Below are 23,374 nucleotides of genomic sequence, written 5' to 3'. Positions count from 1 at the left end.
CATTGGATTAATACCCTAAAGCTATAACTAAATATTTAGTTAATCAAATTAATTTAAAAATCCCACGTAAAGGGTAACAAAGATGAGGGCTATTTCTGCTTAGCTATATCTATAGTATGGTTCAGCATTAAAGTATCACCCTGCCAGCCCTGGTGGCCGGGAATAAGATATTTGATATCCCTGAAACGGTTTTTAACACGGTTTACGCTTAAAGGCCATTCGGCAATATTGCCATCGACTACATAGCCCTTCTCGTCGGTATCCATGCTTTTGATCAGGCAGCCGCCAAACAATACTTTGCTTTGGGGCAGCCATATTACAATGTTATCCTTGGTATGACCTTCACCCGGGAAATAAGTTTGCACCTTTACGCCGCCAACATTAAAAACGGTGTCTTTAGTAAAGGTAAACTCGGGTTGCTTATCGTTGTGTTGTTTGGCCAGCTGTTTGGTTAATACGCTGGTGTAGGTTTTGGTACCATTCTTTTTTAACAGCTCGAGCCCCGCGGTACGGTCGGTGTGGAAGTGGGTGGATATGCAAAGCACTATCTTTTGATTGTAGCGTTGTTTGATGGTATCAATCAGTTGTTGGGTCTGATCTTCGTCCCAGGGGGTATCAATCAGTACAATACCAGCTGGTGTTACCATATACAGGCCATTGGCGGGGAAAGGTGTTTTATCATCGGGCAGACCATAAGAAATATATACATATACATTGCCCGTTAAATGCTGCGTACTGATGCGAAAAGGCCTGGTTTGTGCTTTAACGAAAACGGATGACAGCAAGAATAAAGCGAACAACAGATATTTCATGACTCAAAATTATATTAAACGCAATTAATTACCCGCTGATTACTAATAAAGCCGGTAATTTTTTTTTATTTGTAATAAAAACATTAACTATGACATTACAAGCAGGCCAGGCGGCACCTCAATTCTCTTTATTATCAACCGATATCAAGTCGGTATCATTGGCCGATTTTAAAGGCAAAAAAGTAGTTGTACATTTCTTCCCTTTAGCGTTTACCGGTGTTTGTACCACACAGCTGTGTACCATGCGCGATAGCTTTGGGTATTATGATGGGTTGAATGCTGTGATATTAGGTATATCCGTCGATTCGCCTTTTACCCTTGCCAAATTCAAAGCCGAGAACAATTACCAGTTCGATCTGCTATCTGACTTTAACAAAGAGGTATCGGCAGCTTATGGCGCTTTGTATGAAGAATTTGTACTGGGCCTGAAAGGTGTTTCCAAACGGTCGGCCTTTGTAATTGACGAAGAGCAGAATATTATTTATGCCGAAGTGCTGGAAGATGCAGGCCAACTGCCCGACTTTGCGGCTATAGCCGAGATAGTAAAGTAGTTTTGAACTGATGCAGCTCGGCCGGCTCAAAAGATAAAGCAGGTTAGTAAGCATCAAATCAGCTATTTGGCTACTCGGAAAAAATAAATCAGAAAGTTATTTTAAAAAAGTTTGCAACGGACGGTGAAAAATTCTATTTTTGCATTCCGTTTCAAAAAGCACTTGTAGCTCAATTGGATAGAGCACCTGACTACGGATCAGGAGGTTAGGGGTTCGACTCCCTTCAAGTGCACCATAACGTTAAGCCTTTCTGTGTTGTACTGAAAGGCTTTTAATTTGTATAGAGCATGCTAAATCTGGTATTGTTTGGCCCTCCCGGAGCAGGGAAAGGGACTCAGTCGCAAAAGCTTATTGAAAAACACGGTTTAATACACCTTTCAACAGGCGACCTTTTACGCGGCGAAATTGCACAAGGAACAAAGCTTGGTTTAGAGGCGAAAAAATTGATGGATGAGGGGATGCTGGTTCCGGACGAGGTAGTTATAGGCATGATCAGCAATAAGCTGGACGCCAATAAAGATGCCGAAGGGTTTATATTCGATGGCTTTCCGCGTACCGTGGCACAAGCCGAAGCATTAGACCAGCTGCTGAAATCAAAAGAGTCGGCCATATCTGGCATGATAGCCCTGGAGGTAAATGACGATGAACTGGAACACCGCCTTTTATTGCGCGGTAAAGATTCAGGCCGTGCCGATGATGCCAACCCGGAAGTTATCCGCAAACGTATTAAAGAGTATAATGATAAAACAGCGCCGGTTGCTAATTTTTATAAAAACCAGCATAAGTTTACCAGCATAAACGGTATAGGTTCAATTGACCAGATATATGGCGCAATTGATACGGTTATCGAAAATTATTAAGTAAAAAGACAGTCCGCAAGTCGGGTAAGTCAGTAAAGTCCGGAAGTTGAGAGATTCAAAATTCTTAACCTTCCGGACTTTACTGACTTTCGGGCTTTTGGACAAATTAAAGTAAAAATACAATGTCGCAGGGTTCCAATTTTGTTGATTATGTGAAGATCTGTTGCCGCTCTGGCCACGGAGGGGCGGGCTCTGCTCATTTACACCGTGATATATTAACTTCCAAAGGCGGTCCGGATGGTGGCGACGGTGGCCGCGGTGGTCATGTGATCATCAAAGGCAATGCCCAGCTCTGGACAATGCTTCACCTCAAATACCGTAAACACGTAATTGCCGGCGACGGTGATTCTGGTGGTAGCTCCTTAAGAAGCGGAAAAACCGGGCGGGATGAAATATTGGAAGTACCACTGGGTACAACCGTAAAAAATGCCGAAACGGGTGAGATCATCTTCGAGATAACCCAGGATGGCGAAACAAAAATATTAACACCTGGTGGTCGTGGTGGTTTAGGTAACTGGCACTTTAAAACGCCCACCCAGCAAACACCCCGCTTTGCCCAACCCGGCGAAGATGGTAAAGAAGACTGGAATATACTGGAGCTGAAAATATTGGCCGATGTTGGTTTGGTGGGTTTCCCGAACGCGGGCAAATCAACCCTGCTTTCGGTGGTATCTGCTGCCAAGCCCGAGATTGCCGACTATGCCTTTACTACCCTGGTTCCAAATCTGGGCATTGTATCGTACCGGAATAACCGCTCATTTGTAATGGCCGATATCCCTGGAATTATTGAAGGGGCATCGCAAGGCAAAGGTTTAGGTTTCAGATTTCTGAGACACATTGAACGTAACTCGGTACTATTGTTTATGGTGCCTGCCGATACTAATCGTACCATTAAAGAAGAATACGGAATTTTGCTGAACGAGCTGGAACAATACAATGCCGAACTGATGCACAAGCCCCGCGTTTTAGCAGTTACCAAAATGGATATGCTGGACGACGAGCTTCAGGCCGAAATGAAAAAAGAACTCCCTGAGGGTGTTCCTTCCTTATTTATATCCTCCGTAGCGCAAAAGAATCTGACGGAATTGAAAGATCTTCTTTGGACCGAGATCAATAAAGGATCTTAGAGCCAAGATATTAGAGTCAAGAATCAAGAGCCAAGAAAAAAGCGCTATCCGAAGTCAGAGACCTCGAATAGCGCTTTTTTAATATTATTTATGTTTTTATCTTGATTCCTGACTCTAATATCTTTCTTCTGTTCTACTTGGCGGAGTATAACACATAATCATTGCTCAGCATATCCATTTTAAAGCCCGTGTAGCCCGGGAAACACTTGCGTATGATGTTTGACTTGGGACCCATATAACTTGCGGGTAACAGGATAAATATAGGTCCGGCATGCCCATAATGTGCGTAACTGTCGAAATCTATTTTAATATCTGAGTCGATTGGGTCTAAAGTAATAAAACGGTTATGGTTGATCTCCAGCCCCAGATCCGGACTGGTAAATACAAAAAGGGCGTTGTTGTTTTTTTTGTCGAGGTCCATAATATAGTTTAATGATGGCTGATCGATAAACATTTGAGCCAAACCAGATGTACCCCTGGCATTTACATTTTTGTTTTGCAGATAACCCGGCATAAAATAGCGAAAACTAAAAAACGCGATCACCATACAAATAAACCCAAACGCCGCTTTGTAAAATATACCGCTTTGGCTTACTAAATACACCACTCCGGGTATAATTAATAGTCCAATTAAGCGCAGATGCCTGGCTTCGTAGGAAATGTACGCCTGTTTTAAAAAATTATATCCAAAGAACAATATCGCAACGGAGTAAAAAACGATGAGCAGTCGCGCGTACTTTTTATCGGGAGCTTTGCGTACTATCTGGCGTACCAGTAAAACGCTTAATACAGCTGCTAATACTACGGTTACTATCGACCAGAAATGGTTTAACATGGGCGCATCGTCATGATATATCAAGCCGTTCATCATATCATCAACCGAGAAGCCCGCCAATATAGGTGAGGCCATCGGGAAGCTAAAAGTTTCCCAGGCCAGTTTGATGCTTCCGGCTCCGGAGGCTGGTGTGGTGCCTTTGGATAGATACAATTTGTATATCACAGCTAATGATAGCACAGCAGGTATGCCTATCCAGAATCCTTTTTTTATCCATCCCCATATACTGGTTTGGCCCAAGGAGAGTGTGATCCATAAATAAACGCAACCAGCTCCATATACCCACAAAAAGGATGATTTACAACAAAAGCCTATCCAGCCTGAAATGATCAAAAAAGCTACGATCTTCCATCCGGGTTTATCGATAGCCGCGCAACCATACAAGAACCATCCGGCGAAGCCGAAAAGCAAAACCTCACCGCCGTTGTAAAAAATATAAGGAACGATAAATGCCTGTTGACAGGCAATAACCAACACACTGATAGCGGCTACAAGCGGCGTAAAACCTACTTTTTTGAAAAGCAGGTAAAAGCCCGCTAAGCCGGATAGAGTAAACAAGGTAACCGTAACCGCCGCCGCCTTACCGGTATTGATACCCAATAGCAGTTTAAAAACATAAGGGAACAGGTATTGTCCCGGCGACCACCAGGTTAAAAACTCCGCTGAGTTTTTTGCAACATCGGCAGGATCAGGCTTGATGGCCATATTAAAACCTCCGCCCATTTGCATGGCGCGCAACACCTGGAAACCCCAGCAGGAATCGGGAAAAATGGAGGTAGGATACAGGTATATCATGGTACCCAGAATAAGTACGAGGATACCCAGGGCAGCTAAAATAATTTGGTGGATGTGAGACTTTTGTGCTGACATATAAGTTTAGGCTTGATAGGTAGATAGATCGGTTTTATGCATGCTGGTTGATAATGCGAGGCAAGATATAAGAGTCAGGAATCAAGAAAAAGTAACTTGCCTTGTTTGTAATTTCAATAAAGAAATAAATTTTTTATAAATCATTTGTTTTTTGCCCTTATCTTGATTCTTGATTCTTGACTCCTGGTTCTCCTTTAATCCAAAAATAAAGACTGATCATAATCAAGATATAGATAATAATATTAAAAATAGTATGATGATCAATCACCGGGTTTGTTTTTTTACTCCAAAACAAGGCTAACAGCACAAACCGGATAATGTTTAAAAATTGGATACCTAATAAGCCCGAGATCAGAAATAAGATTTTTGACCTGAATTGTTTAGGATAGGCAATTACAAAGGCCGAAAAAAAACTCATGACCCCCAAGCCCAGGCAATCATAGGCTAGCCTGATGGTACCTTTGCCCGCTACCAACAGATCAATATGATTATAAATTACATCAAAACCGAGTGCGCTAAGGATGAGGGCGCTGCCTGATAGTAAAAGAGTCCGTAGGCCCTGTATATAATTTAAGTAAGTGGCTAAAAAAGCATGGTAATGATTGCCATGACTGGTTAGGCCCAAAAACAGGATATTGAAGTAATAAAACAACAGGAACAGCACGATGAACTTAAAAGCGAATTTTAAGGGAGAGGTTTGAGTATCTGCGGCCCGCTTTGGAGTGGTGTTGAGTATCTCATCAATTTTTACATCAACAATAAGCCTGAACCAGAAACCCTGTAAAAAATGGAATATGATACCCGTGCGCCCGTCCAGTATCCCTAATTGAAAGGTCATGCGGTAGCCAAAGTATAACCAAGGCCGTAAATACCTCGGCAATTGCCACCATAGCCGCTTAAGCCAGGCAGTGCGTTCATCAGGCGAACCTAATAAGCTTGGTTTTAGCGTTTGGTGCCTGAGGTTTTGCATCCGTTCTACCTCTTCCCGTGCCACCAGGTCGCTGTAACGGTTATGCTTATCTATCCAAAAACTGATGTTGTTCTCTTTTAAATTCTCCTCTAAAATATGCCCCTGTTTCCATACGATGGTTTTTCCCGGAACAATAAAGCGGTGATCCATCCCTTCATTCAAATCAGAATGCCCAGCCTTATATCTGAACATTTTGAGCAGATAGATGGGGTAATAGCCTCCATGTTTTATCCAGCGGCCTTTAAAAAAGTTTTTCCGGTTAAAATAGATACCGTTAACGTCCCGATAATCCGCGTCATTAAAATTAAGGAGTAGTTCTTTTAGCTCCGGGGTAACTATCTGGTCGGCATCAAAGCAAATAACCCAGGGAGTTTGTATATCAAAAATCTTCAATGCATGATCCCATTGCCTGGGATGATTTTCAAACGGGTGTTGCTGTACAACTGCTCCCGCTTGCTCCGCTATTTGGATGGTTTGATCGGTACTGCCCGAATCCAGTATAAAAATGGGTGCCTTTAACGCCGCTATCGACTCCAGCAAACGGGGCAAATGCTGCTCTTCGTTATAAGTAAGTATGATGACTGAATAAGGAACCATCAGTTAAGTTTAGCTTTTATCAACATTGATTTCCATAAATAAGGCCAGCGCCCGTTACCTTTAAACGAAGTAACTGTAAAACCGGCATTTGACAATGCCTGGCTTAATGTTTTTTTTGACCATAATTTAATATGCCCGCCAAGCCAAAGTGGGTCCATATGGCTGTCCCATTTGTTAAAAATGCTGAGTACCAGGTTTTTTAAATACCCATGATAAGGGGTTGATACCACTAACTCGCCACCTTTTTTAAGCTGTTTTTTGCAGAACAGGATAAGTGCCTCGGGGTTATACAAATGTTCAATAACCTCGGTAGTGATGATGATATCAAAGGCTATATTTTGTAATTGTTCGGGTAAACTATCTGACGACAGGTCCTGAACAAAAAAGCGATCGGGATTTTTTTGCCGGGCTATGTTAATGCCTTCTTCAGAGGCGTCGGTCCCATAGGCGTTATAACCCTGCTCAACCAGGTAATTTACCAGGTAACCGTTACCGCATCCCAGATCAAGTATATAGTGATGCTGCGACTTATTAAGCAAGCTGAGCAGGTCATGAAGCTGATAGCTTAAGTTGTATGTAGGCAGATCATCATGATAACCATAGTCGTTATAATCAGCCATTGTTAATGATATGAGTATACATAGTTGTGTACTGGTTTAGCAATTTGCTTTTATCAAAGTCAGACTCAATTATAGCGGGGGCGGTTGTACGGATACGGGCTAATTCAGCCTGCTGACCGCTTATTAAATTCAACTGGTTTGCTAAGGAGCGACTGTCCGCTTCGCATTGCCAACCCAGTTTTTTTTGAACTACATAAGCTGATAGACCTACAAATTCGCTTAACAATACCGCCGTGCCCTGGCTTAGGCTTTCAATAACCACGTTCCCAAAATTTTCATCGTAAGATGGTAACACCAACAGATCGTGCCCATTTAAAAGCTCAAATTTGTTTTCGTTTTGAAAGCCTACCCAATTTACGTTTTGTTCGTGGCCGTTGCTTTTTACCAGGCCCTTTAATCCATCTACATAATTACTATCGCCGTCGCCCGCTATGGTTAATGTAAAGGGAAACGTTAAATAAGGTAACGCATTGATCAGTATATCCAACCCTTTTTTTTCTTCTATCCGCGAAAGAAAGATTAATTTAAATACCGAGCCTCCGTTGTTACCTGTAGTGTAATTTGCCAAAGGTAGCTTAACCAGGTTGGCGATGTTGAAAATACTTTTAGGATGAACCAGGCTAAGCATGGCCTCTTTTTCCCTTTCGGTGGTTACATGGCAATGCGATCGTTTGAATAATGGTTTGGTTAGCAGATGATGAATGATCTTTTTAATGCCCTTATTTTTGTTTTGAAAAGAATAAGGACTCAGTGTCCCCCGGGCCGAGATCACAACAGGTACCTTGCGCCAAATCGCTATGAGGCAGGATAAAACCGAAACCAGGTTCCACCAGGCTTGGATGTGCACCACGTCATATTTTTTAACGTTTTGCCAAACTGATTTTAATAAGGCCGGTGAAAAATGGGTATGATCTTTAGTGATCCGTTTAAAATAGATAACAGCAACCCCATCAATATTTACAGCTTCATTTGGGCTTACCGAAAGTTCATTTGATCCGTTGGCGGTTGTGGTGTATACCATGAGCTCACAACCCGCATTCGCCAATTGTTCGCACAGCATAGCTACCGACATAATAGGGCCGCCATAAATAACCGCGGGTTTGTAAGAAGCTGAGATCTGTAAAATTTTCAAACTTTTTGAAGGATATTGGTCGCGGTAAGTATTTTATGAATGATGAGCATGGTAATATAACTCCAGAACAAGCTGTTAACTAAGAATTCAAAACTAAGTCCGCGCCAAAAAAATTGAAATAATCCACTAAAAATAAGCGCTGTACCCAGAACATAACCACCAAAAAGTTTCTCGGCCTGAAGAGCGATCAGTTGAGCGATGGCGCCGTAAGCAAACAAACATAAAATTATACCCAAAGCCCCTCCCGAAAGATAGGCATCAACAATAAATGCAGGTTTAGCAGAAACATGGGAGAAACGGTTAATAACCCCGGCGTTGTAAACCCGTTCCATGATCATTTCTTCGGTAATGGGTTTGGAGGGCCAGAATATCCGGGGGATGATGGCTGTTCCGGATTGTTTAAGCAATGTAAAACCGTAATAATCTACCTGTTTTGGGGTTGATTGCACAAAATGGGTAAACATATCTATTTCACTTAGCCGGTTCACCAAAAACGCCCAATTGGAATCACCATCTTCTGCATCATTGTTTAAGGTAGCATCTAATGCCAGTTGACTGGCTTCGCTGGCGTTACTGTTACCAGACCATGCATTTTGTCTGAAAACGCTGTTGTAAGTAGGTAGAAAAATAAATAGCAGTAACAGTAAGGGAATAAAGGTAAAGGTGACTGCTTTTTTATAGCTGGGATACAGGAATATACCTAATACCAATACGCTTACAATAATAGGCTCTTTAAACCCGGAGATGAGCGACTGATAAAAATTAAAGCAATAAAAACCAATACATACCAGTGTGTTGCCGATTTTTTTGAGTGGAATGGCAAATGCCAAAGCCAAAGTACCCGCAATAAAACTAAGGGAGTTTAATTGATTATAAAATTGTGACAGCCCCGGTATTTTTAAAAACAAAATAGATACAGGAAAACTAATCATAGCAAATAACATCAGCAGACGGGTGAGTTTTTCAGTATCTACATGATAAATCTTTTTAACAGGATAATCCATAAAGATCAGTATCCCCAAAACCAAAGAAGCATGCCCTAAACAATAATAACGCTGGCATTGCGCGGTGAGCAGGAGTTTTTCGTGGTCCACCAAAATATAGCCTTGTTTTACAAAATTCTCATAGCCCATTACATCCATGAAATAAAAAATGGAGGTGCAGGCCATGTATCCGGCAAAAATTATCTGAACTAAAAAAATAGGGCGCATTAGCTGACCCGCAATGCTTCTGTCGGCAGGGATGGGTTTTATCCAGCCGCTTAATGTAAGCCAGAATATCAGGAACGAACCCAGCCAGGCAATAAAATAAGAGAGCACCGGGTCGCCTTTTAATAAAAAGGAGAGCCCCCAAGGTAAAAATAATATGAAAAACCGCTCCAGCGGAGCCTGATTAGTTCGCATCGTTATGCTTTACTGTATTTAAAATGGCAGCCACTTGTATGTCAAAACTCCAGTCGGCTATTTTACTTTTGGCATTGCCGCCTAAAACCTTCAACCTGGATCTGTCTTTCAAAAGATCGCCAAGCTTTTGGGTAATATCTGATAAATTTTCCGAATCAAAAATATCTCCTGTAAAACCGGGTATCACCAGATCGGCGGCACAACCCACTTTGTTGGATACCAGCACCGGTGTTCCGGCAGCCATGGCTTCATTTACCGCAAGCCCCCAGGTTTCACCGGGACCTTTGGATGGCAGGCAAAAAAGATCAGCGGCCTGATAAACTACCGGCATGAGTGATTGATTTTGGAAATCCATAAAGTGGATACGGTTACTGATGCTGGCCTTTGTTTTTAAGGGGATCTCTAAAATACCACCTCCTACCAGTAATAAGTGAGTAGCCGGTTTATTTAAGGCCAAAAAAGCGTCGATGAGTAATTGTGGTGATTTCTTGTCTTCGAATTTGCCGGCGAAAAGTACCAGCGTATCATCATCGGCAATGCCCAGGCTTTGCCGTAGCTTTAGAGCTTCCTCATATCTGTCGGCGCTAAACCTTTGATTATCTATAGCGTGCGGGGCAAAAGTTAGCTGCTTGTCCTTAAGCCCATATTTTTTAAAATAGGTTTTGTTATTGGTGCCCACGTAAAAAGTATGATCAATATGCCGGTAAACCCATTTTAAGAAAGCGGATCTTAAAAACGCGCGGATACCGGGTTTTACATCGATCAGGGTGGAGTCGCCCCTAAAATAGATGGGCAGTTTATGATGGTAATAGCGAATAGCTTTTAGGTGACTGTGATAAGCCCAGCCAAACACCAATAAGGCCTTGGGCTGCCACTGGTTGATCTGATCGATCAGGCCCGGGTTAACAATCCCGTTGTGGTGGTGTGAGCCTGGGTCTGATGACGTGTTGCTTACCCATTCAAAATCGTATCCCTGCAGCAAGGGGATGTCCCAATCCACTTTTTGCCCGAAACCGGGATCGAACTTTTCTATAGCTTTTTCACCCCAGGTATAAAATACCCTGATCTCTATGCCCGGGTTTTCAGCCAGCAGTTTAAAAACAGGGGCGTAATATTGTACCGGATGGGTGGCTATAATGGCTAAGCGCATAGTTTGTTAAGAATCAAGATATTAGAATCAAGAATCAAGAGAGAAAAAAGTGGGTTTACATGGTTTACACTTTTTATGGTTAACATTGACTTATTTAATTGAAAATCAATTGATTGTGTGTTAATCATCATCATTATGTGTAAACCATAATATGCATGGTTTACATTGGATTATGTAATTGAAAATCATGTAGTTATATGTTTTGCCATTAATCAGCTTAGTACAAGGTATATTATCCTTTTTCTTGACTCTCAACTCTTGATTCTTGACTCCAGGTTTAATACCTGGTTAAAAAGCTGGCACTGATTCACCGTCATTTGTTGTGCCGAATATTTGTTGATCGCCTCCTGGTTATATAAAGGCAGTTCTGGATCACCATTATTCAGCTCTGAAAAGAAATCATTGATATTGGTTTTCGTAACATTTTCATAATCATAAACGTGTTTTACGCCATACTCCCGGAGTATCGGTATCGCCGAACTTTTACCATTAAAAATAGCCAGCAATGGTTTTTGAGTAAGCAGGTACGGGTAAATTTTTGAGGCCGTATATTGCGGATCGTCCGATCCCGGAATAAAAAGAGCGCTGGCCTGTAGCAAGGTGAGCAGGGTATGATAATAACTGATGCGATCGGTTATTTCAACCACATGATCTGCTACCCCATATTGTTGGGCAAGGGGCAGTATCGTTGGTTTACCCTGACCAGCCGGGGCATAACTGGTACCGATAAAATAAAACTTCAAGCGCCTGTAAAATGCATTTTCCTGATTAGAGAGACCTTTTTTAAGCGCTTCGAATACGGGAGTTATGGCTTGGTGCATATCGGCACCACCGCGACCGGTATAAACAATGTTAATAAACCGGGCATCTAACAGGCTCGCAAATTCTGTTTGGTTTTCACGGGCAATGGACAGATCCGGTTCAAACGCGCCAAAAGTGATCACTGCTGATGGTCTATTTTTTATCGTGGGATACCTGTTTTTCAGAGCATCGATATAACCTTGGGAAACACTGATCAATCCATCCGCGTTTTTTATGGCGATGGGTTCCAAGTATTTATTAAAACGGTAGGAAAACCAGTATTTTGGAGGCTGTTGGGCCCTGGGTTTGTTTTGGTAATAATCAGAATGCCAGGGATCTTGCATATCTATAACGTAAGGGATGCCAAACTTCCTTTTCCAATAGGCACCTAAAATACAAACCGGGAATTGCGTGGTTGAAAAATAGATCAGGTCGAATTTACCATTCTTCAAAAGCCGGTTCACTTGATGCCGATAAAACCAAGACGAACGTAAAGCAATACTCCCCAAACCCAGTTTGGATGTCCACCGTTTATTCAGGGCTTTAACTTTGTGGATCTTGATATCACTGGGGACACTTTGAAGCAACAAGGGATCGATCTGGATATCCGCATAATGCTCATCTACCATCACCACTTCCACATTCCAGCCACTATTGGCGAAATAGGGTAAACTCATGCGCACCCGTTGCATGTCGGCAGCGTTTACCGGTGGAAAGTAGGGTGATATGATGAGGAGGTTTTTCAATTTAGTATCAAGTAGCTAGTATCAAGTATCAAGATATCTTGTGATCTGTAACTGTTATTTTTAAAAGTCATGCTACTTGATACTAGCTACTTGATACTAATTCTACTACACGCTGGAATATCTGGCTTTCATTTTCCCAGTTCAGCTCCGTTTGCCCCAATTGATAGTTCATTTGCTTTGTTTGCGTTAAGTTTTCTGGCTTTTCGATATATCCTATTATACAATTGGCCAGGGAGCTGACATCATCTTTTTGATACAGACTCCCGGTGGCGGAGTATTGTTCCAGAAAAAGGCGCTGGGCCTGCGTATCGCTGGCAATAATAGCCAGGCCGGCCTGGATATAAGTGAAAATTTTATTAGTAAGGCAAATATCCCTGTTCAGGTTGGGTGCTGTTTCTGTAGCCATGCCGATATCAAACCGGGCCGCGAATCTGAAAAGTTCATCCGGGGCAATGGGTTTGTGAAAATGAATTTGACCGGGTGCAAGACGATTGTATTTTGCCAGCTCCATGATCGCCTGCTCATCCTGGGCAGAACAATTTCCCAGCAAGTGCAACTCTGTTGGTTTGGCAATAAGCGCCATCGCCCCGATAATATTTTCGATCCCCCGTTCGGCTCCAATGGTTTGTGAAAACCAGAAAAGTTTTAGGGGTTGTGCTGCATCGGTATTTGCACTGACCTGGAGAACAGTTTTTGGGAAAACGTTATTGATCAGCACAGGGTTTAAATAAGGATAAACCTGTTTATAATTTTGAGCAATCAGCGGACTTGCCGCCGTAAAATAGTTGGTTTGCGGGAAGTATTTCTCTTCAATAAATTTATTCAACACATACCCTTTTTCATTGTCGTTTTTAAACTGGCCCGAATGCATATCTTCGGCATCATATCCTACTTTGGCGGTGTTGAATTTTGCCGCTAAAACAGCTGCCGGTAAAGCCCCCAAATTATGAGCGATATATAGATCGGTTTTTATGGATCTGGCGATAGACAAAGCCTCTGCATGCGTGCGGGATATAGCATTTTCCGGAACGCCAAAAGCTTTGGTATAATTAAAAAGATGCAGAGCTGTTTTTTGCCGCAAACGTGTTTTGTAATAGCTTAGTTTTTCATTTACGGAGTCGCCGCCGCAATAAATGTATACACTTGGGTTTCTATTGATGATCTCCTGGTCAAACTCCTGCGCCCAGCCTTGATAAAAGCAACAGATCACCTTAACCTGGTATCCCAACTTAATTAAGGTTTCGGCTTCCTTAACCAGCCTGGGATTGGTGCTCGGCTGCCCGGTGGTAATGAAGGTGATGTTTTTCATAGTATCAAGTAGCTAGTATCAAGTATCAAGATTCTTGAAAATCTCATAAAACTAGTGCAGCAGTCGTGATACTTGATACTAGCTACTTGATACCAATCTATACAATTGTTCATATTGTTTAGCCATTACAATGGAGCTGAATTTTTCCTCAGCCGCCTCACGGCATTTCGATCTGCTTAGAGCATGTATATTATTCACCGCTTCCACCATTTCGTTGATGTTACTGCATACAAAACCGGTTGATCCGTTGGTTATCACTTCGGGCACCGCGCCCCTGTTAAAACCGATTACGGGTGTACCGCAGGCCAGTGCCTCGGCCATTACAATACCAAAGGGTTCGTCCCAGGTTACGGGCATCAACATGGCGCAGGCCTTACGTAATAATTCGTTTTTTTGAACATTATTAACCGGCCCGATGTATTTGATCTGGTCCTGATCAATAAAAGGCTTCACCTGCTCGTTAAAGTACTGCTGATGAATTTGCTCCGCCGGTATATTACCCGCGATGATCAGTTTTTTATTTGTTTTGAGCGCTATTTCAATAGCTATGGCGGTTCCTTTTTCCTGCTGGATCCTTCCTAAAAATACCAGTGGCGCGTCTGCATCAACTTCGGCGTTAAATTGATAGTCGTCCATATCCACGCTGTTGTAAATAGTAGTAACGTGTCCGATGTGACTAATCTGCCCAGCAATAAAATTGCTGCAAGCCGTAAAATAAAGCGAGTTTTTGGCGGCAATTTTTACAGCCTTTTTTACCTGTGATATAGTAGGCGGTAATTGGTACGAAACTATTTTAGGCTGTTTAAAAGGCATTAGCGATGCTATATTACTCATCCGGCCAAAGGTGTGTACCACATCGAATTTTTTAAAAAGCAGGGAAGACGTCAGCAGGTTGATCTTTACAAAATCCTTTAATCCATAAATTTCAGACTCCCGGTAACCTGTGAGCTTGCAGCCTGGTTGTGAAGCGGGATTGGCATACAGTGTCACATCATGCCCCATTTTTATCAACTCGCGGATCAGTACATATACCACGCGTTCTATCCCGCCATATTGTTCGGGCGGTACAGGTATTAAAGGATTTACAATCAAGGCTATTTTCACTATACGTTTTGTTTTGACTCCTGGAACCGTAACCGGGTATGGTTTAATAAAAAACTGTACGTTGTTTTTTGCGATGCCAGGTAGGTTTTAATATAGTTTAGTTTATGCCCGTTCCTGATGAGCCATTTGGTAATCACCATCCAATCGGATAAGTTGAAGTACTTATATAGCGAGCCCTTTTTCAACAGAAAAAGATCGGCTAAAAAGAAATTGGCAATAGGGCTGGGTTTTAACCGGCGATGATAGGACAAAGCTTCCTGTATGGCCGTGGCCTGATTACCAGATGCTTCCACATAGCTGGCCAGTAACATTACCTGCGAAGCGATCCAGGGATGAGGATCGGCAGAACGGTTGGTGCTTATGGTGATGGCGAAATTAGCCAGTGGTTTATGATTTAAAATAATGGGATGTTCAAAGCTCCGCTCGCGTACCAATTCAATAGCATTTAACAGGGCTTCATGAGGTGCTATGTAATGATGGGCATATTTCCCTCTGTACAACATGGCGCCGGTTGAATGAAGGGCACCTGTTACCTGTTGTTGTGCAGGCCACGAAAAAGTGGTTATAGCTGTACCGGCGGGCCAAATATTATTGCCGGTATTTTGCCACTCATTGCCGGATTTCTCCTGCCATAAGTTCATATTGCTCCATGCTATATTTACAGCTGGATTATTTCCCATCAGCGCAATCATTTCTTCCAGGAAAGTAGGCTCCCACCAATTGTCATCTTCCAGGATACTGGCATAATCTTCGGTACAGCCCGCAAAAGCAAGGTTAAACCCTGTCACAGCACCCATATTAACCGTATGGTTTTTCATGATAAACCGGGGATCGTTTAATGATTGGATGTAAGTAGCCGGAAATGGATCATCCGGGCAATCATTGTGTACTTCGCAAACCCAGTTTTGAAAAGTTTGATTGATGAGACTTTCAACAGCCCGGGGTAACAGGTGGTTTCTTTTATAAGTAAACAAATAGATCCTACAGCTAAGCACGGTTTTTGAATATGGATTTAAGACGCTGAGTAGCTTTCCATCCTAATACCGAAGCCAGTATTTTTGTGTAGCCACCCGCCGGGAAAGCAATGGATGAACCACCCAACTCCTTTACTTTTAATTCTGCTTTTTGAACAATAACTTGATGTTGAGGATAAAAAGTATAAACCAACCGCTGAAAACAATCAGCAGCTATTTTTTTTACCCTATCGCTGGTTTCCTGTTTTAAAAGATGCTGCGTGCCCAGGTCTACAGAATTGTATGCCGATTCCGCGCCACTTGCTGAAGTGGTGGCAGACAGGGATTGGGCTAGTCCGCTGCGGTAATATAAAATGGTATCGTTTGTAAACCGGAGCTCCTGGGCGCATAACAATACCCGGATAAAAAATTCAAAATCATTGATCAGCGAAAGCGTTTCGTTCCATAACCCGGAAACTTCTAATAGCTTACGGGGAATAAGCCATAAGGCACATTGCAGCATCACCTGTTTACCAGTCATAGAGGCGATGAGCCATTCGGCAGGTTTCATGGAGACCTTTAAAAAGTCATCATCCAGGTGAAAGGTTGCTAATGAATTATTATAAAACCTTCCCCAGGCTGCAAAAGCAATTACGTTATCATCGCCGTTGATCGCTGCTACCTGGTTTTGAATATAGTTGGGCGATAACAAGTCATCAGCATCCATAAATTTGATCAGCTCACCTTTTGACAATTGAAATGCCCGATTGGCCGCCGCGCATTGCCCTTTATTTTCCTGGTGAAATACTTTGATCCGGGGGTCTGTTAGCTGGTTAAGGATATCGGCCGTATCATCTGTAGACCCATCATTCACCATAATGAGCTCCCAGTTGATATACGATTGATCGGTAATTGATTTTATCGTATCAGCAATATATTCACCTGCATTATAAGCCGGCATACAAACAGAAACTAAGGGCGTATTTTTTTCCATTCAGAAGTAAAGTACGGTAGTTTGGCTTTGTATATATAATGACGTACAATTTGTGAATCATTCAGTTCAATTTTACTGTCGTAAAATATAGGGTAGCGGTGTTTATCCAATGGGGTGGCATTTTGATTACATAACAAATAGCTCAGTAAGGTTTGTTCGGCCCGGCCTGGTCCTCTGTGATGATAATGATCCAGTAAAGTTTTTGCTTTTTCTTCCAGGTCGGTATAATCTATATCGCCGTTATAGGCAATGATACCTCCGTTTACATGGCTTATGCAATTGATGCCATGTTTGTCTCTTAAGTTTTTGTCGTCATCAACAAAATAGGAATTATCCAAAAGCTCTTCCATATAGATGGCTGCTTTATTTTGATACGCATCTATGATCTGTTGCGGGCGATCAAAAAAAAGCATATCACTATCCAAATGTATGGCCCATGTTGGGGTAACATGAATATCAATTAGCCGCTTGTAAACGGGATGCCATTTTCTCAAATAATGCAAGGTAGGAAATTGAGTAGCCGGAAGAAATTGATCAAGATGCTCATCAATAGTTTTTTCTGCAACAATGTTTACACCGGGAATAGCTCGTGCAATAAAAGCTTCTTGTGTTGGACTTAATGTTCCATCGGAATATATGTTTATTTTAACACCTCCCTGTAAAATCCTGGCAAGCGATTGGGCGCAAAAAATGGTTTGATGCCAGTATTTGTTGCCAGTTAAATAACACACCTCTAATATATAATCATCTGTTAAGGCAATAGGGGTAACGTTCATGGCGGCTTTTTTCATTTGCTGCTCGCCTTTGTGCAACTTATACCAACCCATTATGCCAAAATGAGTAATATGGTACCTGATAGGTAACGTTGGTTTAAAAAATACTTTGTAGACTAGTTTTCCGATACCCATTTAATAATTGATTAGTTTTTTCCAGGCCTGTGTATAATAGTATTTTTTGGAAAGATCCACGTAATGATGCAGAACAGGTGGTTGAGCATCGCCCAGGGAGGGGTTTACTTTATATTGATCTTTATCCAAAATAGTTGATTGTTGATCACCGATGAGCATGGCTGTTAAGGCCTGTTCCAGGTAATAACTGGAACCTTCTTTTTCTTCCAAAATCTTCACCCAATTATCCAGGGCCGACCAATTGATTTCGGTACTGTTTAACCCGATAGCCCCCACATTAAGCAGGGAAGGAATAGGGTGTCCGCTTAGTTTTTCCATAAGCTGTTTGGAATAACCATAGCTTTCTACACAATCAACCATATGTATAGGCTGCTTCGGTTTTTTTAGCCACTGAATGATCTCGTGGGGAGTATCCCAAAACAACATATCGGAGTCCAATACCAGTTTCCAGTCAGCACCGGTAAGGGTATGGATGTCTGTTAGTTTTTTTAAATGAGGATATACTTTCCTTTTTTGATATAGGTGGGGGTACTGTTGTGGGGGTAAAAGTTGCTGCAAATTTTTATCTACTTCATCCTGCATAACAATGGTGCAACCCGGAAGCTGTTTTTGAATTTGTGCCACAAGGGTACTATCAAAACTGCCATCATCAACCAGTATAAACTGAAACTCTTCGTTGGTGAGTTTCACCAATGACCGGATACAAAATAAAGTTTGATAGAGATAGTTTTTACCGGTTAAAAAATAAACGGGCAGACCGTGAGCGTAGCATTGAACGGGTGGTAACTGTAAAGATGCTCTCATCATTTGCCGGCTGCCGCGCATCATTGCCCTATAACTAAAATACCCCCCAAAACGCCGATATCTTTTTAGCTGGGATAGGGGATGCCGGTAGAGTACATTAATAATTTGCTGTAACATTATGGTTTTACCCTTCCTTCCAGCATGCCACAGGCTCCCTGCCATTTAATAAAATGAACCTCGTTTTTCCAGGCTTTGTAACTGAGGTACGCTTTTATTTTTCGGAGTAACAGCGTTTGTTTACTGATATTTTTCCATGGGTTGATATGGTATTTTTCCAGCAATTGCACCCATGATCTGTTGGTATCCCGGAGCAGCCTGGCCAGGTATTTAACCTGCATCCTTTCTTTTGGGATAATATGCCGAAGTACCAGCTCTGGAAAATATCCGATCTCCCAGCCCGATCTTGAAATCTGGATGTTGATCTCATTATCTCCGCCTGATGTTAAGGAAGTATCGGTCCGGTCGGTTATGATACTTTTATCAGAAGATATGGCATCGATGTATGATTGCAGCGCAATTTTTTTGATGGCCATACCCGCGCCTATGGGTGCGGCGTTGGGATAAGTGTTTTCCCATTTGATAATGATGATATCATCGCCCAGGTCTCGCAAGGCCAGGTTGCCGTAAAATTCAGTTAGCCAGGCTGGTGCCTCGCTTTCAAATTCCGGCAGCGACTTACCCCCTGCCGAACCTATGTGAGGATGATCTTTAAATATATTTAAGGTTGTTTCCAGATAATCGCTTTGAAGGATATTGTCATCATCAACCATAATAATAATCTCTCCTTTAGCCTCATTAAAACCTTTAAGCCGGGCATAGGTAAGGCCTTGCTGCTGCTCTTTAACGATCCTGGAATTTGGAAAAGAACTAAGATCAAGATGGGCATCAAATCCGTTGGACGAATTATTATCTACCATGATGAGCTCCCACGACAAAGCATCCAATGATTGCTGTCGCAAGGATGAAAGTGTTTGATCAAGCCTTTTTAAATTGGGATTATAAGTGCAAATAATAACCGAGATTTCCATCAAATTAGTTTGTTGATCACCTCCTGGTAGTAGGCTATGGAATTAGATGCCAGTTGCTCGTCTGAAAACTTATCCTCCACTGTTTTTCGGGCATTCGTGCCTAACTCTTTTCTAAGAGCAGCGTTTTCTATGAGTAGGAAGAGTTGATGAACAAGGCTTAATACATCCTCAGGTTCGGCTAATAAACCATTGTAGCCATCTTTGATAATATCCAATGCTCCACCTGCCTTTAGCCCGATAACAGGTTTGCCATAACTCATTGCTTCAATATATATCAACCCGAACGATTCATATCGCGAGGGGGCTACAAAAATATCGCAGCCAGCATATGCCCTGCCTGCACTCTCTTGATCAACTGAACCGCAAAACATTACCTTGTCTGTAATATCAACCGGATGCTGATCACGGAAGGTTTTTTCGTAGAAATGATCGCTATCGGTGCCAATCAGTTTAAAAAGAAGATTTTTATGTTTGTTCAGTACCTGAGGTATGGCTGCTAACAATAAGTCAATGCCTTTTCTGTATTCAAAACGGCCTACAAATAATATTTCGATCTGATCACTATTTTTAATCGGAGACGGCGACAAAACAGGTAGTGGGATGCCATGTGGAATAATATGAAATTTGCCGGCACTAATACCATACAACCGTTCCATTTCAGCTGCATGGTGGTGGGTATGGGTAACCAGGTGATTGCTTTTTTTTAACATCGCTATTTCCATTCGCCCCAGCTTTTTTTGAAGCCGCGACTTAAATGGATAGTACTCCTCCATTATTTGCAAGAAGGTTGTGCTTACCCTTACAACAACAGGTATTTGAGGTTTTCCTTTTAAAAAATTAAAATAGCACAGCGAATAATAATTGGTTGTTTCAATAACATCAAGCTGATATTCTTTGATGATGCTATTCAGATTTTTAAAGGTGGTCAGCATGCACCGTAGCTTGAGCAGAAAATCGAGTACAGCCCATTTGTTTTTGAAAAACTTATGGAAATAAGCCGGTAATGTTATGGGATAGGTTAATACTGTTATTAGAGGGCTAACCTGTTGGTTCCGGATGTTATCGTTATCTCCATAAGAAGGCCTTACATGCAAAACAACCACACGATGACCCTGCTGCACCAGGGCATTAGCCAGAATGGAAAAATGATTAGCTATACCACTGTTAAAAGTTTGCTTATCGGGGTAATAAGGTGTAACTAAACCGATGGTCATCCCAAGTAATTATTGAATTATTGATTTACTGAATTATTGATTTTTTTAACGTCACTTTTTAAAGTTTTATTTACTTGTCTTACCCAGGTATCAAAGCCTAAAGGGTTCCAATGTGCGTCGCTTAAAAAGTATAGATTATGTTTATCAGTCTTAAATGTTTTATAGATGCTGATGAGGGGCAGGTCGGTTTGTTGCTCAATTCGTTCCAGTAGATGATTATAGGGCTTCCGGTTTTCATCGTAGATAGATACCGGGTTAGGGACAATACTTAAGAACACTTTTTTAAACCCGATAGCCTCGTAGTAATTTTGAGCTTCTTTAAGGTTTGCTGTTATCGTATCAATTTGTTGGGTGGTTTTATATCTGAATGCCGAATGGATATCATTAGTATCAACTGTGAGGTTTAATAATAACCTTTTTTTGTCGGTACTCACTGCAACTTCTTTTGCTACCCGGCCAAATAAATTGTAGTTGAGCGAAGCTTTTAATTCTTTTATCGGCGTAAATAACTTATCGTCAAATAGTAATAGTTCCAGGTTACGGCTCAGCTCTTTGTTAAAAATGATGTTTCCGAATCTGTTCATCAAAGAAGGCGGCGCAGGAGGATTTGCTTTTACTACATTGCTTTTGTCAATATTATAGCCGTTAAGGTTACGCTCCGCAAATTCCATGATCAGGACGTTTTGCTGGGTACTATCTAATTGGATAGGATCGAAGGGGAATCTCCTGTCTAAGAAGATCACGTTATCGAAACCATCAAATGCTCCGGCCAAAGTTTTATCAGCCAGGAAACTATCGCCAATAATATAAAGGATCCGATTTTGAGGATTTCCGCTGTTCCTGGGATTATATTTTTTAAAAGGCTCCAGCTTAAACCGGTATTGGGGTAAATAGCATAAACCGTAAAGATCGCCATATGCCCAGCGGTCCGATCTTACAAAGATGCGTTGGTATAATGATCTGGAAGTTTGGGCATTATTTAAATGATCAAAATATCTATCCTGTTTAATGCGGTTGATGAACGACTGGTTCATGGCTGCCAATAGTACGAGTGTACTACAAGCCAATACCAATATGCCAGTGATCTTCTTCATTAGAACTGAAAATATATGAACTGGCCCTCATTAAATATACCCAGGAAATAACAGGCAACAAATAAGATCGCCGTTGTAAACAACATACTCCGGTTTGACCACACTGCTTTACGCTGTAGGTACCACTCACCTGCTAACAGGGCCAGGATAATGAATAGGCAATAGAAGAGCTCGTTCCATGGCATAATATGCGCGGCGGTATAATGTAGGGAGGTTAAAGTGAAGATCTTATTCAAAATAAAAAAACCTTCGGTAACTGTATTGGCCCTGAAAAATATCCACGCCAGGCAAACCAGGTTAAAGGTGAGTATCCATTTGAGATAGCTAAACCCTTTTATATTAATTTTTAGTTTTTTTAATAGCTGATAGCCAATAAGCAGCAGGCCATGCACCAGGCCCCATACCAGGTATTTCCAGTTGGCGCCATGCCACAAGCCGCTGATGATGAATACAATGAGTATATTGATGCAGGTGACTGTAAAAGTTACCCGGCTACCACCAAGCGGAATGTAAACATAGTCGCGAAACCAGGTAGATAAGGAGATATGCCAGCGCTGCCAAAACTCCGCGATGTTTTTGGCGAGATAAGGCATGTTAAAGTTCCGCATCAGTTCAATGCCTAAAGTTAAGGCAGCGCCCACGGCAATATCTGAGTATCCGCTAAAATCACAATAGATCTGGAACGCGAAAAAGTAAACGGCCACCAACAGATCAAATGCCGAATGACCGTGCGGGTTGTTAAATACCGGGTCAACAAACAAGCCCAAACGATCGGCGATCACCATCTTTTTAAACAATCCTATCGTTATTAAAAATATGCCGGTGATAAAGCCTGTGGTATTAAATTTGTTTACGCGGTGGAGCTGTGGTAAAATATGTTGCGGTCTTTCGATTGGCCCGGCAACCATCTGCGGATAAAAAAGCACGTATAGCGCGTAAATACCAAAATGCTTCTCGGCCTTTTGATTTCCCCGGTAAACCTCAATGGTATAGCTCATGGCCTGAAAGGTATGAAAGGACAAGCCAATGGGTAACAAAATATGAAGCAAGGGTATCTGCGGACCGCTAAAACTATGACTCAGGAAATTGAAGTTATAAGCGAAAAAGTCGAAATATTTAAATACAGCCAGTACGCCTACGTTAGCTACTATGCTCGCCAGTAAAAAAAACTTTTTATTCCTCCCCTGTGCCTTTTCAATTAATAAACCTGCTATGTAATCAACTACAATGGTAAACAGTATAATTAAAATATATACCGGTTTAAAATACATGTAAAAGTAACAGCTGGCCAGTAAAAGCCATATCCAGCGTAACTTTGGCGTGAGCAGGTAATACGCGCTGGTTACTACCAGGAAAAAGATCAGGAACAGAAGGGAGTTAAATAACATTTGATGTTAGTATCAAGTAGCTAGTATCAAGTATCACGACACTCTTATTATATAATATAAAGACAACGCATTTAAAGTCCTGATACTTGATACTAGCTACTTGA

The 23,374-nt window shown here is 41.8% G+C and carries 21 protein-coding genes and 1 tRNA gene; 4 read left to right on the top strand and 18 right to left on the bottom strand.

Annotated elements, in window-relative coordinates:
• Positions 1 to 89: 89 nt before the first annotated feature.
• Complete coding sequence (gene bla / locus AC57BQ_RS18035; protein ID WP_496407596.1) at positions 90 to 812, bottom strand: subclass B1 metallo-beta-lactamase; 723 nt, start codon at positions 810 to 812, stop codon at positions 90 to 92.
• Positions 813 to 901: 89 nt separating this feature from the next.
• Between bla and AC57BQ_RS18030 the strand changes: the two genes are divergently transcribed.
• The 4 genes from AC57BQ_RS18030 to obgE all read left to right on the top strand — a co-directional run bounded on the left by AC57BQ_RS18030 (position 902) and on the right by obgE (position 3,350).
• Positions 902 to 1,363 carry a redoxin domain-containing protein gene (locus AC57BQ_RS18030; RefSeq protein ID WP_090473258.1) on the top strand — a complete coding sequence of 154 codons (462 nt, stop codon included), beginning with the start codon at positions 902 to 904 and terminating at the stop codon, positions 1,361 to 1,363.
• A gap of 158 nt (positions 1,364 to 1,521) precedes the next feature.
• Positions 1,522 to 1,598 (top strand) — tRNA-Arg (locus tag AC57BQ_RS18025).
• 52 nt (positions 1,599 to 1,650) lie between these two features.
• On the top strand, positions 1,651 to 2,223 hold the full coding sequence (locus AC57BQ_RS18020; RefSeq protein WP_090473257.1) for an adenylate kinase: 573 nt from the start codon (positions 1,651 to 1,653) through the stop codon (positions 2,221 to 2,223).
• A gap of 122 nt (positions 2,224 to 2,345) precedes the next feature.
• Positions 2,346 to 3,350, top strand: coding sequence for a GTPase ObgE (gene obgE, locus AC57BQ_RS18015; RefSeq protein ID WP_496407595.1), 1,005 nt, complete (start codon positions 2,346 to 2,348; stop codon positions 3,348 to 3,350).
• 133 nt (positions 3,351 to 3,483) lie between these two features.
• Here obgE and AC57BQ_RS18010 read toward each other — a convergent pair whose 3' ends face one another.
• From AC57BQ_RS18010 to AC57BQ_RS17930, 17 genes are all read right to left on the bottom strand, one after another.
• Positions 3,484 to 5,055 carry a hypothetical protein gene (locus tag AC57BQ_RS18010; RefSeq protein WP_496407594.1) on the bottom strand — a complete coding sequence of 524 codons (1,572 nt, stop codon included), beginning with the start codon at positions 5,053 to 5,055 and terminating at the stop codon, positions 3,484 to 3,486.
• A gap of 157 nt (positions 5,056 to 5,212) precedes the next feature.
• On the bottom strand, positions 5,213 to 6,622 hold the full coding sequence (xrtY, locus tag AC57BQ_RS18005) for an exosortase Y (protein WP_496407593.1): 1,410 nt from the start codon (positions 6,620 to 6,622) through the stop codon (positions 5,213 to 5,215).
• The gene (locus AC57BQ_RS18000) at positions 6,622 to 7,242 is read right to left on the bottom strand and encodes a class I SAM-dependent methyltransferase (RefSeq protein WP_496407592.1); all 621 of its coding nucleotides are present in this window, start codon (positions 7,240 to 7,242) and stop codon (positions 6,622 to 6,624) included. Before AC57BQ_RS18000 ends, xrtY begins: the two co-directional genes overlap by 1 nt.
• The gene (locus AC57BQ_RS17995) at positions 7,235 to 8,374 is read right to left on the bottom strand and encodes an XrtY-associated glycosyltransferase XYAG1 (RefSeq protein ID WP_496407591.1); all 1,140 of its coding nucleotides are present in this window, start codon (positions 8,372 to 8,374) and stop codon (positions 7,235 to 7,237) included. Before AC57BQ_RS17995 ends, AC57BQ_RS18000 begins: the two co-directional genes overlap by 8 nt.
• On the bottom strand, positions 8,371 to 9,777 hold the full coding sequence (locus AC57BQ_RS17990) for an exosortase Y-associated Wzy-like protein (protein WP_496407590.1): 1,407 nt from the start codon (positions 9,775 to 9,777) through the stop codon (positions 8,371 to 8,373). Before AC57BQ_RS17990 ends, AC57BQ_RS17995 begins: the two co-directional genes overlap by 4 nt.
• Positions 9,767 to 10,927 (bottom strand): glycosyltransferase family 4 protein, encoded by a 1,161-nt coding sequence (locus AC57BQ_RS17985; RefSeq protein WP_496407589.1) that lies wholly within the window; start codon positions 10,925 to 10,927, stop codon positions 9,767 to 9,769. The genes AC57BQ_RS17990 and AC57BQ_RS17985 overlap by 11 nt, the downstream gene beginning before the upstream one ends.
• Positions 10,928 to 11,178: 251 nt before the next feature.
• Positions 11,179 to 12,474 carry a glycosyltransferase gene (locus AC57BQ_RS17980; RefSeq protein WP_496407588.1) on the bottom strand — a complete coding sequence of 432 codons (1,296 nt, stop codon included), beginning with the start codon at positions 12,472 to 12,474 and terminating at the stop codon, positions 11,179 to 11,181.
• Positions 12,475 to 12,556: 82 nt separating this feature from the next.
• Complete coding sequence (locus AC57BQ_RS17975) at positions 12,557 to 13,783, bottom strand: glycosyltransferase (RefSeq protein WP_496407587.1); 1,227 nt, start codon at positions 13,781 to 13,783, stop codon at positions 12,557 to 12,559.
• Positions 13,784 to 13,861: 78 nt separating this feature from the next.
• Positions 13,862 to 14,887, bottom strand: coding sequence for a glycosyltransferase family 4 protein (locus AC57BQ_RS17970; protein WP_496407586.1), 1,026 nt, complete (start codon positions 14,885 to 14,887; stop codon positions 13,862 to 13,864).
• Positions 14,887 to 15,882, bottom strand: a complete 996-nt coding sequence (locus AC57BQ_RS17965) for a glycosyltransferase (protein ID WP_496407585.1) — start codon at positions 15,880 to 15,882, stop codon at positions 14,887 to 14,889. The genes AC57BQ_RS17970 and AC57BQ_RS17965 overlap by 1 nt, the downstream gene beginning before the upstream one ends.
• The gene (locus tag AC57BQ_RS17960; RefSeq protein ID WP_496407584.1) at positions 15,875 to 16,834 is read right to left on the bottom strand and encodes a glycosyltransferase family 2 protein; all 960 of its coding nucleotides are present in this window, start codon (positions 16,832 to 16,834) and stop codon (positions 15,875 to 15,877) included. The genes AC57BQ_RS17965 and AC57BQ_RS17960 overlap by 8 nt, the downstream gene beginning before the upstream one ends.
• Positions 16,813 to 17,742 (bottom strand): hypothetical protein, encoded by a 930-nt coding sequence (locus AC57BQ_RS17955; protein WP_496407583.1) that lies wholly within the window; start codon positions 17,740 to 17,742, stop codon positions 16,813 to 16,815. The genes AC57BQ_RS17960 and AC57BQ_RS17955 overlap by 22 nt, the downstream gene beginning before the upstream one ends.
• The gene (locus AC57BQ_RS17950; RefSeq protein ID WP_496407582.1) at positions 17,743 to 18,570 is read right to left on the bottom strand and encodes a hypothetical protein; all 828 of its coding nucleotides are present in this window, start codon (positions 18,568 to 18,570) and stop codon (positions 17,743 to 17,745) included.
• 92 nt (positions 18,571 to 18,662) lie between these two features.
• Entirely contained in the window at positions 18,663 to 19,574 is a 912-nt protein-coding gene (locus tag AC57BQ_RS17945) for a glycosyltransferase (protein ID WP_496407581.1), read from the bottom strand.
• Entirely contained in the window at positions 19,574 to 20,788 is a 1,215-nt protein-coding gene (locus AC57BQ_RS17940) for a glycosyltransferase family 4 protein (protein ID WP_496407580.1), read from the bottom strand. Before AC57BQ_RS17940 ends, AC57BQ_RS17945 begins: the two co-directional genes overlap by 1 nt.
• A 17-nt stretch (positions 20,789 to 20,805) precedes the next feature.
• On the bottom strand, positions 20,806 to 21,882 hold the full coding sequence (locus tag AC57BQ_RS17935; RefSeq protein WP_496407579.1) for an SGNH/GDSL hydrolase family protein: 1,077 nt from the start codon (positions 21,880 to 21,882) through the stop codon (positions 20,806 to 20,808).
• Positions 21,882 to 23,270: an MBOAT family O-acyltransferase gene (locus AC57BQ_RS17930; RefSeq protein WP_496407578.1), complete on the bottom strand. Its 1,389-nt coding sequence runs from the start codon at positions 23,268 to 23,270 to the stop codon at positions 21,882 to 21,884. Before AC57BQ_RS17930 ends, AC57BQ_RS17935 begins: the two co-directional genes overlap by 1 nt.
• Positions 23,271 to 23,374: the final 104 nt, after the last annotated feature.

This window comes from Mucilaginibacter sp. BGA-UO-ETr-C110 (assembly GCF_059567985.1).
Note: the sequence above shows the minus strand (reverse complement) of the source record. Positions and strands in the feature narration are given on the sequence as shown.